Origin of the sequence: Pseudomonas syringae pv. cilantro (assembly GCF_001293775.1) — a bacterium.
GTDB lineage: Bacteria > Pseudomonadota > Gammaproteobacteria > Pseudomonadales > Pseudomonadaceae > Aquipseudomonas > Aquipseudomonas syringae_P.
Genome location: NZ_LGLN01000067.1, coordinates 148,340 through 164,187, shown reverse-complemented (window position 1 = coordinate 164,187; position 15,848 = coordinate 148,340). Strand labels below are relative to the sequence as shown.

The window sequence follows — 15,848 nt, the reverse complement described above, 5'->3', positions numbered from 1 at the left end:
AGTGCCTCCGTGTCCCTCGAAATCCGCCCCGCCACTGCCGCTGACGTCAGTCAGATTCTGGCGTTCATTACCGAACTTGCTATCTACGAGCGCGCCGGGCATGAGGTCAAGGCCAGTGCCGAAGACATTCAACGCTCCCTGTTCGCCGACAACGCGCCCGCCAAGGCGCTCATCTGCCTGAGCGGCGGCAACCCCATCGGCTACGCCGTGTATTTCTACAGCTACTCAACCTGGCTGGGGCGCAACGGCGTCTATCTGGAAGACTTGTACATCACGCCGGAGCAACGCAGCGTCGGCGCGGGTCGANTAGCCAATGACTGCGGCCGTCTGGAATGGAGCGTACTGGACTGGAACGAACCCGCCATCAGATTCTATGAGGCCATCGGTGCTGCGCCGCAGAGCGAATGGGTGCGTTACCGGATGGAAGGCGCCGGGCTACTGGAGTTTGCCAACGGCAGTGAATGAATAACGCGCTGAAACGACAACGCCCGGCCTGAAAAGGCCGGGCGCTTTGCAACGCACACACAAGCGCGGTCAGCAGGCTCCTGGCGGGATGCCGTCCTTGTTGAAGTCTTTCAGGCGTTCCTTTTCTTCCGGCGTGGAATGCGCGGGCACGTCGCTTGCCGGTTCTGGTTGCTTCTCGTCTTTTTTCTCGGTCATGACTGGATACTCCGTGTGTGGATATTTCGTAAGGCCACACGCGACGCATTCAGTTCAGACCGATTGCAAGGCTGCCTTGCGTTGCGCGACGCTGCACTCCAGTTGCCTGGCCAGCCCCTGCAAGTCGAGCAGGGTCGCGCGCCAGCTGCGTTCCTGGCTGCCCACACTGACCAGCGAACGAACCCGGTCGTTGACCGAAATGCCCTTGCCGACGTTAGCCCGCCAGCCCTGATCGAGCATGGACGGATCAAACTGGTTGAACGCATCGATAGCATCGACACGGCTCACCGCGAAACCGAAACACAGGCGCTCGCCGCGCACGATCAGCACCCGCGACGCTTCGTCCTGAGGTTGCGTGCCTTCGCCCAACAGGCTGCTGAGGCAGATCAGCGGCACTTGCTCTCCACGCAGGTTGAACTGGCCCAGCAGATGAGTCTCGGGTTGCGCCAGACCGATCAACTGCGTGGGCACGCTCATGATTTCCACAATCTGACTCAACGGCGCGACAAAGCGCGTCGGCGCATCGAACAACAGGCAGGCATGGCGCAACATGGCCTTGGTGACATCGTGTGAAGCCTGCACCGGCTTGACGTCATGCTGGTAGACCTGGGTGTAACTCCTGATTTCCGGACGCTGCAACAACCTCGGGTGGTCGAGCAACAGCGCCTGCTTGCCCTCTTCCAGGTTCATCACCCCGGCGAACAATTCAGGGTGCGGCAAACCGTAGGCCGGCGCTGCCAGCAGACTGCCCGGGTCCTGGCGTTGAATAGCCACCATTCGGTCATAACCGAATCCGCACACCCGACCATCCGGAGCGGTCAGCAGTAGCAGTTGCGGCTTGGATGTCTGGCGCAGGTGATCCAGACCCAGCACTTCCGACAGGTTGAGTGCCGGGACCCTGGTGCCACGTACCGACGTGACCCCGAAGCAACAGTCACTGGCAAAATCCGATGGCGATATCTCGGGATTGTCCACCAGTTCGGTCACAACGCTGGCATCGATGCAGAAATGACGGCTGTCGCACTCGAACACCAGATAATGCAGCAGGTGGCTTTTGGCAGCCTGCGCCTGATCATTCAGCACTTGCGCGCCAGGGTCCGCGACGAACAGCACGCCCGGCAAACGGGTCAGCACATCCAGGTCCAGCTTGTAGATCATCCGCGCATTTTCTGCGCTCAGCAGCACCGAAGGCAGCAGCCCGACGCTGGAGCCACCCGGCCCCATCGGGCTGAACTGTGAATCACGGGCCTTGAGAATGTCGCACACCGCGTCAATCGCAAGCCCCAGATAGCCACCGCTGTATTTGAGGATCGCTACCAGCCGGGTCGGCGAAGAAACCTCGTCGCTCTGCGCCAGTTCGCCACGCAAATCCACCAGCGGCACTGGCTTGCCACGCAAAGTAAACACCCCCAACAGCGCACCACGGGTCAACGGGTGCGGCTGCAGGTTTTCCGGCCAGTGCACCGCCTCCATCAACGCGTCCGCGACAACGGCGAGATGAACGCCGTTGATCTGCACCACACCATAGGCAGTCAGGCTGCTCATGCAGGTTGTCCGACGGACACCTTGTCCAGTGTTTCGGTGTAACCGGTCAGGTTGGCCTGGTGCAACTCAGTGATCAGGGTTTCGACTTGCTGCGCCGAAAGGCGCTGTTTTTCGGTCGCGCTGTTGATGCCGTCGATGGCTTGGGTAGTCTGCATGACGCCGTCCACGATGTGTTCGAACGCCTCGCCGGCCGTCAGCGAGATCTCGTTGCCCGACTCGATACGGCTGACCGTTTCCAGAATCAGTTTGTTGATTTCCTTGGTCGCCCGCGAGGACTTTTCAGCCAGCTTGCGCACTTCGTCGGCGACAACCGAGAACCCCAGCCCGTGCTCACCGGCGCGCGCAGCCTCGATCGCGGCGTTGAACGCCAACATGTTGGTCTGACTGGCGATCTCGCTGATCACCTGAATGATGTCCTGAATGCCTTCGGCCGACTTGGCGATCATGCTCATCGCATCGGATGCCTTGACCAGCGTCTGCGAGCCACGGCTGGCTTGCTCGCGGGTCAGGCGGGCCAGTTCGGTGGCGGTGTCAGTGCTCTGCGCAACATAGGAAATTGCACTCATCAGCGCTTTGACCGATTCACGCATAGCGAGGGTCTTGGCTTCGATGGCTTGCTCCATCTCGACCTGGCGGGTGATGTCGGTGGCAAACTTCACGACTTTGAACGGCAAGCCGTCGTGATCGAAAATCGGACTGTAGGTGGCCTGAATCCAGATCTTCTGCCCGTATTTACTCACCCGCATGAAGCGCCCGGAGTAGAACTCGCCCTGCCCCAGCCCGTGCCAGAACTCGCGATAGGCCGTGCCGCGCACATACTCCTCTTCGCAGAAGATCCGGTGGTGCTGGCCCTTGATTTCCTGCAAGCCATAACCCAGCGCTTTGAGGAAGTTGGCGTTGGCCGCGAGGATGTTGCCAGCCATGTCAAACTCGATGACCGCCTGGGCACGATCGATCGCGTTAACCTTGCCCTTGTCCTCGACGCTGGTTTCCTTGGCCTCGGTCACGTCGAGGGCAAACTTGACGATTTTATAGGGCTTGCCCTGCGCATCGAAGATCGGGTTGTAGGTCGCCTGAATCCAGATTTCCTTGCCGTCCTTGCGTTTGCGCTTGTACTCGTTGGCGTCGTATTCGCCACGTCCCAGCTTTTCCCAGAGCTCACGGTACTGCAGCGTGCTGACGAATTCCTCGGAGCAGAACATGCGGTGATGTTCGCCAACGACTTCATCCAGTTCGTAACCGAACACCGTCAGAAAGTTGCGGTTAGCTGTCAGCACCTTGCCAGTCAGGTCGAACTCGATGACGGCCTGAGAGCGCTCGATGGCCGTAACCTTGCCCGCGAACTCGGCCTGACGCGCACGGCTTTCAGTGACGTCGTTGGCGAACTTGACGATTTTATACGGGCGGCCGTCCGGGTCGAAGATCGGGTTATAGGTGGCGCTGATCCACAGTTCGCGACCATTCTTGCCGACGCGTTTGTATTCCCCGGAATCATATTCGCCGCGTTCCAGCTTGGCCCAGAACGCGCGATAGGCCGGGCTGTTCAGGTAATCGTCGTCGCAGAACATGCGGTGATGCTGGCCCTGGATCTCATCGAGGCGATAACCCAGAACTTTGAGAAAGTTTTCATTGGCATTGAGCACCCGACCGTTCAGATCGAATTCAATAATACCCTGCGAGCGATCAATAGCGGCAACCTTGCCCTCGTACTCGGCATTGGTCTTGCGCTGCTGAGTCACGTCAGCGGCGAACTTCACCACTTTGAACGGGTTACCTTCTTTATCGAAGATCGGGTTGTAGGTGGCCTGCAACCAGATCTCGCGACCATTCTTGCCCAAGCGCTTATATTGCCCTTCGTCGAAGTTGCCTTTGCCGAGTTTCTCCCAGAACGTCGAATACTCGACGCTGGACGCATATTCAGGCGTGCAGAACATGCGATGATGGCGACCCTGGACCTCTTCCAGCCGATAGCCGACGCAGTCGAGAAAGTTGGCATTCGCCCGCAGGATATTGCCTTCAAGATCGAACTCGATCATCGCCTGCGAGCGGTCAATGGCGGTCATCAGCGAGTGAAGGTCCAGCTGCACCCCGGCGTCATCAGGGATGTTTTCTATAAGGGCACTTTCTATCATTGTGGTCGACATATAAAAAACTCGGCAGTAAACATCTATGGAGTGTTTGGAACGGAGCGCCGGTGGATATAGATCAGGTCAAAAGTTCGCGTCGCCTGAATGTGGAGCCTGCCGGTCAAACCGCATAATCGTGTTTCTCAATGCCCTCCATAGCGCAAACTGCAAGTGCTGACATTTAGCTCAGCACACAAGCAACTCTATTATTGCCGTTACCACAACTGAACTTTTTACTGCCCGGCAGGCATTCCAATGCTGTCTGACACGACAGCGATATAACGCCCTGACGCGCCTGAAAACGTGTGCTTGCCTCAGGCGAAATACCAGATGACCAAAAAAACGGCACCTGTCCATCCCAACGTGAGCAAAAATGAAAGTCCGGCTAGACGCGGATCCATGAGACCCCTGTTTTAGAAGGCTTGAACAAGCAGACCGCAGCTTACGTACGGATATATCGGCCGGATCACAGATAAATAAATTATTTTCTTCACCGGCCTGAAGCGTCCAATGGATATTTCACATCGGGCTTTATCGGGTAACTTCCATTTTACAAACCCTCCGCCACAGGCTCCCGATGATGAGGCAAGCATGGCCGTGATCTTTCCCGTTGACTGGCCGCCAGCCAGAGAGCGTTTCGACCAGTGGCAGGATGTCGTGAGTTCGACCTATGGTCTGGTGGCAAGCCGGCACCTTGATGACAGAAGCCTAGCACAACCCGTCCTTGCTGCGGTCGCTGGGCGAGCGGCTCAGCGCATCCCTGCTCGACGTGCTGTCCACCGCGTACGACTCGACCTTCGCAGACACTGATATCGATATCTGGACGCCCTGATAACGATTTTGTGCCTTCGCTATGCAAAATATTCGAGTGCCTCCGTTCGAAAGCGAGTTTTGCAGTTCTCAGACAACTGACAACGCGCCATCATTTTGGATCCTAACCCAGCGATAAACGGACGTACCGATGGCACAGCAATATTTCACACCGGCTCTGATCGGGCTTTTCAGTTTGTTGTTTCTGGCTATTGGCTTCTGGATCAGCAGTCGCATTGCATCCAGCAGGCTGGCACAACAGCTCGCCGAACTGAAGGCTGCACATCAAGCTGAACATCAGCAATTGTTGAATGATGCTGCGCTCACGCACCAGCGAGAACAACAGTTACTTCATGAGCAGGACGAGCACCAACGTGAGTTGACGATAGTTAGCGAAGAGCTTGCGCGTCAAAGGGATGTCGAAAGACAACTCAGTATTCAGGTGGGAGAGCTCAAGGCGTCGCTGGAAGCAGAAAAGCAGCGCATGTCCGACAAAGTCGAGCAACTTACTGAGGTGACCACCCTCGCCGAAAATCGCAGCCTGGAATCCAACAAGCTGAGAATGCAGGTCGGCGAACTCAGGATGCAAGTTGGTCAGGGTCAGGAACAGACACGACAATTAGAGGAGCTCAAGCAGACACTGGCCCAGTATCAGATACGGCTGGAAGCGGCTCAACTGCAATTGCAAAAGCAAGGCGAACAACTCGGACAAAGCGCCGAGCAGGCAAATCAACTGCTGGAATTGAAGGCGGCCCACGCCAACTCACAAGCCCGTCTCGAAAAAGCCGAGGAAGAATTCAAAAAACAGCGTGAACAGCTGGGTCAGGCAGCGGAACAGAAAGAGCAACTTGATGTACTGCGTGGCACGTTAATACAGCGTGATAAAGAGTTGGGCGTCGTGCGAGATGAGTTGAGCCTCGCCAAGCAAGGCCTTGCAGAAGTCAACATGCGTCACGCGCGTGACCAGCACTCGGCGGCCGAGAAACTGCAGCTCCTTGAAGACAACAAGGTTCAGCTCAAGCAAGAGTTTCAAAACCTTGCCAATCAGATTTTCGACAGCAAGCAGCAGAGCTTCTCCGAACAAAGTCGCCAAGGCCTGGACACGTTGCTGAAACCATTCAAGGATCAACTTGACTCGTTTCGCCAGCGGGTAGATCAGGTTCACTCAGATACCGTGCAAGGACAAAGCTCGATGAAAAACGAGCTGGTCAAGCTGATGGAGCTGAACGCCCAGATCACCACAGAGGCATCAAACCTTACCAAGGCGCTCAAAGGCGACAAGAAGCTGCAGGGCACGTGGGGCGAGCAAAAGGTCGAAATGTTGCTTGAACAGGCCGGCCTGCGCAAAGGGTTCGAGTATCACCGTGAGGCCAACTTCAAGAATGACGAGGCCGGAAATAATCGACCGGACTTCGTTGTCAATTTGCCCGAGGGCAAGCACATCATCATTGACAGCAAAATGTCACTGGTCGCCTATACGGAGTACGTCTCCGCCGAAACTGACGAAGATCGTACCAAAGCTTTATCTGCACACGTTCTTGCCTTGAAAAATCACATAAATGGTCTTTCCGACAAGAAGTACACCGACCTTAACGGCATCAATTCGCCTGACTTCGTATTTTTGTTCATGCCAGTCGAACCGGCCTATCTGGTCGCCGCAGAGCACAGCCCGGGCGTGTTTCAGGCAGCCTATGAAAAACGCATCGCGATCATCACGGCCACAACATTGCTGCCGGTACTTCGCGTCGTTTCAAACCTGTGGAGTATCCAGCGCCAGAACAGCAGCACGTTACAGCTCGCTACCATGGCGTCCAAGGTCTACGACAAGTTGCGGGTTTTCGTAGAAAAAATGGACAAACTGGGCAACCAGATTGCATCGGTTCAGAAAAGCTATAACGAAAGCATCACCACACTGAAAGGGGATCACGGCAGCCTGACCAAAACCGTGGACAAGTTTGTCGCGCTGGGCGTAACGGTCTCCAAGCGCTTGCCAGCGTCTGCAATCGGGGATGATGAAGAGCTGGAAAGCGAATTGGCAATACTGCCGGTTGAAGGTGCAGCCAACACCTGAAGCGAGCAACAGATGGGCAACTGACCCGGCACGCAAGCGTCGATAGTGTCTCGGAAAGCAGAAGGCCTAAACCGGGTTCAGGCCTTCTACGAACTTCAACGATAGCTATCGTTGTTCAGCCACGCGGTGGCCTCGGAAACACGCCGCGAACCTGCTCGTAGGCCTGCGCAACGCGCAATGCCAAGGCATCCTGAAAACGCGGTGCGACGATCATCATCGCGACCGGCAGGCCGTCGGCAAGACCGGCCGGGATCGAGGTGGCCGGGTGGCCGGTCAGGTCGAACGGTGCGGTGTTGGCGAGCATGTTCAGCGCGCTGTGCACGTACTCTTCAATCGGCGCATCAGCGGCGGTCAACGGGGTCGCCACGAATGGCATGGTCGGCATCACCAGTACGTCGAAATCCTTGAACGCTTCGTCGTATTGGCGGGTGAGTTCAGGCACCAGCATGCGCGCCTTGGCGTAGGACGCGCCGTGCAGGTTTTTCAGGCTGTAATGCCCGGTCAGCGCCACGGCACGCACGCTGCTGGACAACGCATTGGCGTGCTCGCGACGCTTGGCGCCGAAGTAGCTCATGATCTCAGGGTCGTAGTAGCCATCGACGTTCATGCCGTAGCCATTGCCTTGCAGCATCTGGTACGCCGCGCCGTCAGTGGCGATGACGTTCCATAGGTCCAGCGCCACCCCGTGGTGCCATGGAGCGCTGGCTTCGCCGACCGTGGCACCAAGGCTTTCCAGTTGCGCTACGGCAGCTTTGACCAGTGCGTCCACCTGCGGCTCGGACATACCGGGAATGGCGAAACCTTCGCGCAACAAGCCGATTTTCAGGCCCGCAACGCCTTGATCCAGGGTCGCGACACAGCTCACCGCTGGCGGATTCTTCTGCCTTGAGTCGAGACCGTCGGCACCGGCGATCACGTCGAGCATCACCGCGCAGTCGCGCACGTTGTTGGCCATCGGGCCGACGTGATCGATGGTGCGTTCAATAGGAAAAGCGCCGGTGTAAGGGACCAGGCTGTACGTCGGCTTATGGCCGACGATGCCGCTCCACGCCGACGGCATGCGGATCGAACCGCCCTGATCGCCACCGATGGCCATGTCGACCTCTTGCAGCGAAACCAGCACGGCACTGCCGCTGGACGAGCCGCCGGCATTGCGGGTCAGGTCCCACGGGTTTTTCACCGCACCGCTGGCCGAGGTAAAGCTGGCACCGGAGAAGCACAGGTCTTCGCACACCGACTTGCCGACCACCGTCGCACCAGCCGCCAACAGGCGTTTGACCACGGTCGCATCTTCGGACGGCACGTAGCCATCCAGACTCAGCGAGCCGTTGGCCATCGGTACGCCGGCCACCGAGACGTTGTCCTTGATGACCACTGTTCTGCCCGCCAACGGACCACCGGCGGCGCCGGCAATGTGCGTTTTCACATACCAGGCGCCATGCAGGTTGTCGGCATCTGCCGGTTTGCTGTGCTCACGTACCGGCGTGGGCTGCGCCACATGCGCCGCATACAGCGCGTCAATGGCTTCGTAGGACGTCAGGGTTTCGTCGGCAAGACTCAGAAACGATTCTATCTGGCTGTCGGACAGGTCGTAACCGTGGTCTTGGGCGGCGATCAGAAAGTCGGCTTTGACGGGGCGTTTTACAGACATGATGTTCTCCAGATAACGGTAAGGGCCGCCCGAGGTCGGGCAGTCATTGGCTGGAGCCGCCGGTGCGGCGTGCACAGGCCTTGGCTCGATCCGGAGGACGTCGTTGTCCATACCGGTCGCCACGCGGTGTTCCATACCTACCGGTTCAGGGCGTATGGCAAACGTCCGCGCAGAAGAGGATCGGGCGACAGGCCCGACACTCGTAGCTCGTCACATCAACGCCTGCTCAGGAGCAGGCTTTTTGAAACAATTCATGGGCCTTGACCAGCGCCTCGGCGATCTTTTCCACCGGCTCGCGCTTGGCCATGGCCTGGTCACGCAACGCGTTGTAAGCGTCTATTTCCGAGAGCCCCTTGGTTTCCATGAGGATGATTTTCGCCTGCTGCACGGTCCGCATCACCGCCATGCGCCCTTCCAGACGCTTGACATGTTTTTCCCGCTCGCGGGTTTTGCGCGCCTGGCTCAAGGTGATCGTCAGCGCCGTCAGCAAGCCGAACGACCTGACCGGCGAAGGAATCACCGAGCAGGCGTTGAGCTGCACCAGTGCCTCGACGATGATCGGGTTTTCATAGGCGATCACCGGGATGATCGGCGGCGTCGCGCTGTGCAACAGCCACGGCGTGTTGGTCGAGAGACTTTCCGGTGACACCGCCAGCACAATCACGTCGGCCTCACTGTGCAAGCGCTCCGGAATCGGCCACTGCACGCGCACCTGACAGCCGATGCGCTGTAACTGGGCGATCAGGTTGCGACCGTCTTCATCGTCCGGGTGCATCACCAGCACGCTGATGTCGCGCAGGTCCTTGATGCTGCCTGCGCTGTCGTTGCGCAGGCGCTTTTTTGCGGCACGCAGGGTCATGGACGCCTCCCGGTCTGGCTGGACCAGCCGCTGAAATCCGGCGCAACGGCGTAGGGACCGGGCTTCAGCGCGTTCTGGCTTTCGTAAAGAATGTCGAACTGCCCTTCGGCGTTGGCCCGGCCGATCCGCGAATGCAGGTAGGTGTGGTGATTGTGCTCATCGATACGCACGCGCCCCTGCGGCGCGTCGTATTCCAGGCCGAGCATGGTCTGCAGCACCTCTTCCACTTCGGTGCTGCCCGCGCGGGCTATCGCCTTGGCCAGCAGGTGAACCTGAAAATAGGCAGCCTCCCAGCAGCGGTCGGTGACCTGATGCTGGCCAAACATTTCCCGGTATTGCGCAATGCACTGGCGATTGAGCGGCGTGTCGATCGACTGGAAATAGGTGGCCGCCGAGATGTGCCCGGTGCCCAGATGAACGCCCATCTGCTGGATGTCGGTTTCGCTGGTGGTCACGCTGGCAATCGGCATGACGGCCGGGTCAAGGCCTGCGTCGGCATAAGCCTGATACAAATGAGCCATGGTTTCACCCACCACCGTGGAGAAGATAAACGACGGTTGCAACTCGCGGGCCTTGACCATCAACCTGGCGAAATCTTCGGCCCGGGCGTTTTTCAGCGGCAGGTAATATTCGCCCAGCTTGCTGCCCCCGCGCTCATAAAGCAGGTCGCTCATCAGCCGATTGGTTTCGTAGGGGTAAACGTACTCGGAGCCGATCATCAGCACACGGCTGCCAAAGTGGTCGAACATGTAATTGCCCAGCGGCACGGCGTTATGGTTCGGCGTGGCCCCGGTGTAGATGATGTTGCGCGAATACTCGAAGCCCTCGTAGTAAACCGGATACAGCAACAACGCGTTGTAACGTTCAACCACCGGCAGTACAGCCTTGCGCGCTGCCGAGGTGTAGCAGCCGAAGAAAAACCGCAGGTTTTCTTCGCGGATCAGTGATTCGACGTGCATGGCAAATAGCGCAGGGGTGGAATCGGGATTGCGCAGAATCAGCTCTAGAGGGCGGCCATTCACGCCACCGGCTGCGTTGATCTGATGGATAGCAAACTGTGCGCCGCGCATCGTTGAACACTCACCGGCAGCGGTAACACCGGTATTGGAAAACAGACCTCCTATGCGGATCGACGGGTTAACCATGCCTATAAACCTTGTTCAACGTGAGTTGAGACGCCCGTTGTTGGCCGGGGTCTGGAAGAGTGCTGAGCGAAAAACCGTGGATTCAACGGTGGCTCTCAGGCGGTTGTGCCTGGGGCTGGCGTGACGACAGTGTCAGGACCAGTCATGCGAGGGACCTTCCACACCTGCCGAGAATGGGCGTGTGACAAGGGACCCTGCGAGGGTATCTGCTGGCAGTCATGCAGATAGCGGGCCATGCGTGGTGTGTGGGTGTTGATGATTTGTGTGTCTGCTGGCTGGGCCGGTACTGACGTAACAGGCATTTGTTTGCAGGGATGGGCGTACATTCGCAAGGGTTGTGTCGCATGACACATCGCTTTCGCGAACAAGTTCGCTAACTGCAGCTAAGCCTTTCGCGAGCACGCAAAGCGCCCGGTTCGTACAAAGAGTGCGCCCCAAGTACGGATGCGCAGTGGTGGTGAAAGGAAATGATCGCTAACTGATCGATTGAAATGCGTACCTGTGGGAGCGAACTTGTTCGCGAAGAGGCCGGTACATCCACTGAAGATGTATCGCCTGAAATAAAGCCTTCGCGAACAAGTTCGCTCCCACAAAAGCTGTGCGAATTTCCCAAAAAAAGTGCGCAGCCTCACGTTTTTGGTGCGCAGAACCCCGGTTCGCGCCAAAGCGGCGCATGGCTTTTTTCGTGCAATAGATGAAGGGACGCTCTGCGCCAACACTCGATTTCTGGTGTAAAAGGCTGTTTCTGCACTTGGCACTGCCCTTGCTAAGTCTCTCTTGAGACATCGCGCCAGCTGTTTGCCCTACGCCCCCTTGGCAAGTAGGGAGACACCTCGCGTACGACTGGATCGGACACAGTTTGTCCCGCCAGATTCGGCACAGAAGCCCGACCTCCCGCCCATTGATTTGGCCGGGGCGTCGGGCTTTTTTTATTCCTGGGAGAGAACTGAATGCACAACGACAAACGCCGTTTGATCAAGCATGCTCTGTTGCTGGGCGCGATAAGCCTGTTGCCGTTTTCCCTGATCAGTCAGGCGCAGGCGGCTGACGCTGTGAAGGTCGGGATTATTCACTCGCTGACTGGCACCATGGCGATCAGCGAAGCCTCGGTAGTCGACGCCGAAAAGCTCGCCATCGAGGAGATCAACGCCAATGGCGGAGTGATGGGCAAAACCATCGAGCCGATCATCGAAGACGGTGCCAGCGACTGGCCAACCTTCGCCGAAAAAGCGCGCAAGCTGCTGGAGAACGACCATGTTGCGGTGACCTTTGGTGCCTTCACCTCGGCGTCGCGCAAAGCGGTGCTGCCGGTCTTCGAACGCAACAAGGGCCTGCTCTACTACCCGACCTTCTATGAAGGGCTGGAAAAATCCCCGGCCATTATCTACACCGGCGCGGAAGCCTCGCAACAAACCCTGGCCGCCGTGACCTGGTTGATGGCCAACAAAGGCAAAAGCGTCTATCTGGTCGGCTCAGACTACATCTGGCCGCGCACCACCAACAAGCTGGCGCGGGCCTCGGTGACTAAACAGGGCGGCTCGATTGTCGGCGAAGATTACCTGCCGCTGGGGGCCATCGAGTTTTCCTCGGTGATCAACAAGATCAAGGTCGCCAAACCGGACATCGTGCTGTCGACCATCGTCGGCGGCTCCAACGTGGCGTTCTACAAACAGCTCAAGGCCGCCGGGATCGACAGCAGTAACCAGACGCTCATGGCGCTGGCCGTCACCGAGGAAGAAGTCACCGGCATTGGTGCGGAAAACCTCGTCGGTTTCCTGACCTGCATGAGCTACTTCCAGAGCCTGAAAAACCCGGTCAACGAGAAATTCGTCCAGGCCTTCAAGACACGCTACGGCCAGCAGCGCGTGGTCGGCGACCCGATGGCAGCGGCCTACACGGCGGTGTACCTGTGGAAGAAAGCGGTCGAGAAAGCCGGCAGCTTTGATGTACCGGCCGTCATTGCCGCTTCCTCAGAGATGACCCTCGACGCGCCCGAAGGCGACATCAAGGTGCACAAGGACAACCACCACCTGTGGAAACGCGCCCGGATCGGCACCCTCAATGCGCAGGGCCAGGTGGACGTGATCTACGAGTCCGCGCCCATCGAGCCCAACCCGTTTCCGAAACTCTGATACCGGGCCGGGCGCGCCTTGCTTCGCGCCCGCTTTCGTCAATGTGCAGCCACAGGTAACGACGGCATGACTCTCGATACGCTGGTAATGCAAGTCTTCAGCGGGTTCTCGCTGTTTTCGGTGCTGGTGCTGATGGCACTCGGGCTGACCATCGTGTTCGGCCTGATGGGCGTGATCAACATGGCCCACGGTGAACTGATGGCGATGGGCTCATACGCGACCTACGTCACTTCGGTGGTGTTTCAGCGCTATTTTCCCGAGCTCATGGGCTGGTACTTCATCATCGGCATCGGGGTGGCCTTCCTGGTGACGTTTGCCTTCGGTTTTCTGCTGGAGCGCTGTTTCATTCGCTTCATGTACAACCGCCCGCTGGACACGCTGCTGGCCACCTGGGGCCTGTCGCTGGTGTTGCAACAATTATTTCGCCAGGTATTCGGCCCCAAGGAAGTCAGCGTGCCCACCGTGCAATGGCTGCAGGGCGCGTGGAAAGTCAGCGAGGGACTGGAACTACCGCTCAACCGGATTTTCATCATCGGCCTGACCTTTGTCATCGCCGCAGCCGTGTTTGTGTTTCTGTACCGCAGCCGCTGGGGCCTGCGCATCCGGGCTGTGACCCAGAACCGGGCGATGGCCGGTGCCGCCGGGATCAACACCGCGCGGGTCGATTCGGTGACCTTCGCGCTGGGCTGCGGCCTGGCGGGCATCGCCGGCAGCTCGTTCACCATGCTCGCCTCCACCGGGCCGGTGAGCGGCCAGCAGTATCTGGTCGACACCTTCATCGTGGTGGTGTTCGGCGGCGTCGAAAGCCTGCTCGGCACGTTCCTCTCCGCGTTCGCCATCGGCCAGACGCAGATTTCGCTGGAATACCTCACCACCGGCTCCATGGCCAAGGCGATCACCTTGCTGGTGGTCATCGTGCTGCTGTTCTTCCGCCCCAACGGCCTGTTCGCCACGAAAGTGAGACGTTGAGATGAACAACATGACTGAAAAGCCGCTGGCCGCGACGCCGGTCAACGCGGCACGATCGGGCCGGCTGAGCGCGGGTTGGCTGGCGCTGATCGAGCGTTACAGCCTGATCTGGCTCTCCCTTCTGTTGTTGGTGGTACTGCCGCTGATACTGGGCGACTTCCGTCTCGGGCTGGCGGGCAAATACCTGAGCCTGGCGTTCTGCGCCGTGGGCATGGTGATGATCTGGGGTTACGGCGGCATTCTCAGCCTCGGCCAGGGGATTTTCTTCGGTCTGGGCAGTTACATGATGGCGATGTACCTGAAGCTGGAAGCCACCGCCACCGACGAAGCGGCCAGCGCCCTCGCCGCATTCTATGGCTCGGCACTGCCGGACTTCATGATCTGGAACAGCGTCGAAGCCCTGCCCTGGTGGTGGAAGCCTTTCGAATCGGCAACCTTCACCCTGGCCGCGATTCTGATTCTGCCCGCGCTGCTGGCGTTTCTGTTCAGCTACGCGTACTTCAAGAAGCGCGTCGGCGGCGTGTACTTCTCGATCATCACCCTGTCGCTGGCCTCGATCATGTCGATCATGATCATCGGCCAGCAGGGCTACACCGGTGGCGTCAACGGCCTGACTGACTTCAAGACCGTGTTCGGCCTGAGCCTGCAAACGCAGCAGACACCCTGGATTCTCTACTTGATCACCACGCTGTTGCTGCTGGCCAGCGTAGCGATGTGCGGGTTCATTCTGCGCAGCCGCCTGGGCAAAGTGATCGTGGCAATCCGCGACCGCGAAGACCGGGTGCGTTTTTCCGGTTACAACACCGCGCTGTTCAAGGCGTTCATCTTTGCCGTGGCGGCGCTGATCTCGGCGTTGGGTGGCGTGATGTTCACCTTGCAGGTCGGTCTGGCCTCGCCGTCACTGGTGGGCATCATTCCGTCCACTGAAATCGTGATCTATGCCGCGCTGGGCGGCCGCCTGTCACTGGTCGGTGCGGTGTACGGCACGTTGCTGATCGGCGCGGCAAAAACCTACCTGTCGGAGAACTTCGTCAGTTTCTGGCAATACTTCATCGGCTTTCTGTTCATGGGCGTGGTGCTGTTCCTGCCAACCGGGCTGGCCGGTCTGCTGCAACGCCTGAGCAACAAGGAGGTGCAGTCATGAGCGGAATGTTACTGAGTGTCGAAGACCTGACCGTGTCGTTCGACGGCTTCAAGGCGGTCGATGACCTCAACTTCTATGTCGAGGAAAACCAGGTACACGTGGTGATCGGCCCCAATGGCGCGGGCAAGACCACCCTGCTCGACATGATCTGCGGCAAAACCCGCCCCAGCGCAGGCCGGATTCGTTTCAAGGACCTGCAACTGGAAACCATGATCGAATACCAGATCACCCGCGCAGGCGTGGGGCGCAAGTTTCAGAACCCGTCGGTGTACGAAGACCTCACCGTGCGCGAAAACCTCGATATTTCCTCGCCGGACAAACGCGGCATCTTCAATTGCCTGTTCGCCGGCAAGAATGCTGCGCTGAACAGCGAGATCGAACAGACCGCCGAGATGATCTTTCTCAAGGACCAGTTGGGGCGCAAGGCCGGGCTGCTGTCCCATGGCCAGAAGCAGTGGCTGGAGATCGGCATGCTGCTGATGCAGCGCCCGGAATTGCTGCTGCTGGATGAACCGGTGGCCGGCATGAGCGCAGGCGAACGGGAGAAAACCGCCGGGCTGCTCAAACTCATCGCCAAAGGCCGCGCGATGGTGATTATCGAGCACGACATGGAGTTCGTGAAATCGGTGGCCGACAAAGTCACCGTCCTGCATCAGGGCAAGACCCTGGCCTACGGCTCGATGGATCAGGTGCAAAAAGATCCTCGCGTCATCGACGTCTATCTGGGGCACTGAAC

The 15,848-nt window shown here is 58.6% G+C and carries 12 protein-coding genes; 6 read left to right on the top strand and 6 right to left on the bottom strand.

Annotation, left to right across the window (positions count from 1 at the left end):
• Window positions 1–9: 9 nt before the first annotated feature.
• Window positions 10–465 carry a GNAT family N-acetyltransferase gene (locus ABJ99_RS17985; protein WP_054086969.1) on the top strand — a complete coding sequence of 152 codons (456 nt, stop codon included), beginning with the start codon at window positions 10–12 and terminating at the stop codon, window positions 463–465.
• A 69-nt stretch (window positions 466–534) separates the two neighbouring features.
• On the opposite strand, the gene ABJ99_RS29515 is transcribed toward ABJ99_RS17985, so the two are convergent.
• From ABJ99_RS29515 to ABJ99_RS17975, 3 genes are read right to left on the bottom strand one after another with little or no spacing between them, the layout of a single operon-like run.
• Complete coding sequence (locus tag ABJ99_RS29515) at window positions 535–660, bottom strand: hypothetical protein (RefSeq protein ID WP_007249734.1); 126 nt, start codon at window positions 658–660, stop codon at window positions 535–537.
• 54 nt (window positions 661–714) lie between these two features.
• Window positions 715–2,205 (bottom strand): chemotaxis protein CheW, encoded by a 1,491-nt coding sequence (locus ABJ99_RS17980; RefSeq protein ID WP_054086968.1) that lies wholly within the window; start codon window positions 2,203–2,205, stop codon window positions 715–717.
• Window positions 2,202–4,337 carry a methyl-accepting chemotaxis protein gene (locus ABJ99_RS17975; protein ID WP_412032786.1) on the bottom strand — a complete coding sequence of 712 codons (2,136 nt, stop codon included), beginning with the start codon at window positions 4,335–4,337 and terminating at the stop codon, window positions 2,202–2,204. Before ABJ99_RS17975 ends, ABJ99_RS17980 begins: the two co-directional genes overlap by 4 nt.
• Before the next feature lie 955 nt (window positions 4,338–5,292).
• Between ABJ99_RS17975 and ABJ99_RS17970 the strand changes: the two genes are divergently transcribed.
• Window positions 5,293–7,212, top strand: a complete 1,920-nt coding sequence (locus ABJ99_RS17970) for a DNA recombination protein RmuC (RefSeq protein WP_054086966.1) — start codon at window positions 5,293–5,295, stop codon at window positions 7,210–7,212.
• 115 nt (window positions 7,213–7,327) lie between these two features.
• Here ABJ99_RS17970 and ABJ99_RS17965 read toward each other — a convergent pair whose 3' ends face one another.
• The 3 genes from ABJ99_RS17965 to ABJ99_RS17955 all read right to left on the bottom strand — a co-directional run bounded on the left by ABJ99_RS17965 (window position 7,328) and on the right by ABJ99_RS17955 (window position 10,867).
• Window positions 7,328–8,998: an amidase gene (locus ABJ99_RS17965; RefSeq protein ID WP_174518438.1), complete on the bottom strand. Its 1,671-nt coding sequence runs from the start codon at window positions 8,996–8,998 to the stop codon at window positions 7,328–7,330.
• 91 nt (window positions 8,999–9,089) lie between these two features.
• Complete coding sequence (locus ABJ99_RS17960; protein WP_054086965.1) at window positions 9,090–9,722, bottom strand: ANTAR domain-containing response regulator; 633 nt, start codon at window positions 9,720–9,722, stop codon at window positions 9,090–9,092.
• Entirely contained in the window at window positions 9,719–10,867 is a 1,149-nt protein-coding gene (locus ABJ99_RS17955) for a transporter substrate-binding domain-containing protein (RefSeq protein ID WP_054086964.1), read from the bottom strand. The genes ABJ99_RS17960 and ABJ99_RS17955 overlap by 4 nt, the downstream gene beginning before the upstream one ends.
• 950 nt (window positions 10,868–11,817) lie before the next feature.
• Between ABJ99_RS17955 and urtA the strand changes: the two genes are divergently transcribed.
• From urtA to urtD, 4 genes are all read left to right on the top strand, one after another.
• Window positions 11,818–12,999: an urea ABC transporter substrate-binding protein gene (urtA, locus tag ABJ99_RS17950; RefSeq protein WP_054086963.1), complete on the top strand. Its 1,182-nt coding sequence runs from the start codon at window positions 11,818–11,820 to the stop codon at window positions 12,997–12,999.
• Window positions 13,000–13,065: 66 nt separating this feature from the next.
• Window positions 13,066–13,968: an urea ABC transporter permease subunit UrtB gene (gene urtB / locus ABJ99_RS17945; protein WP_010209529.1), complete on the top strand. Its 903-nt coding sequence runs from the start codon at window positions 13,066–13,068 to the stop codon at window positions 13,966–13,968.
• A 1-nt stretch (window position 13,969) separates the two neighbouring features.
• Window positions 13,970–15,112, top strand: coding sequence for an urea ABC transporter permease subunit UrtC (gene urtC, locus ABJ99_RS17940; RefSeq protein WP_054086962.1), 1,143 nt, complete (start codon window positions 13,970–13,972; stop codon window positions 15,110–15,112).
• Entirely contained in the window at window positions 15,109–15,846 is a 738-nt protein-coding gene (gene urtD / locus ABJ99_RS17935) for an urea ABC transporter ATP-binding protein UrtD (protein WP_054086961.1), read from the top strand. Before urtC ends, urtD begins: the two co-directional genes overlap by 4 nt.
• Window positions 15,847–15,848 lie beyond the last annotated feature (2 nt).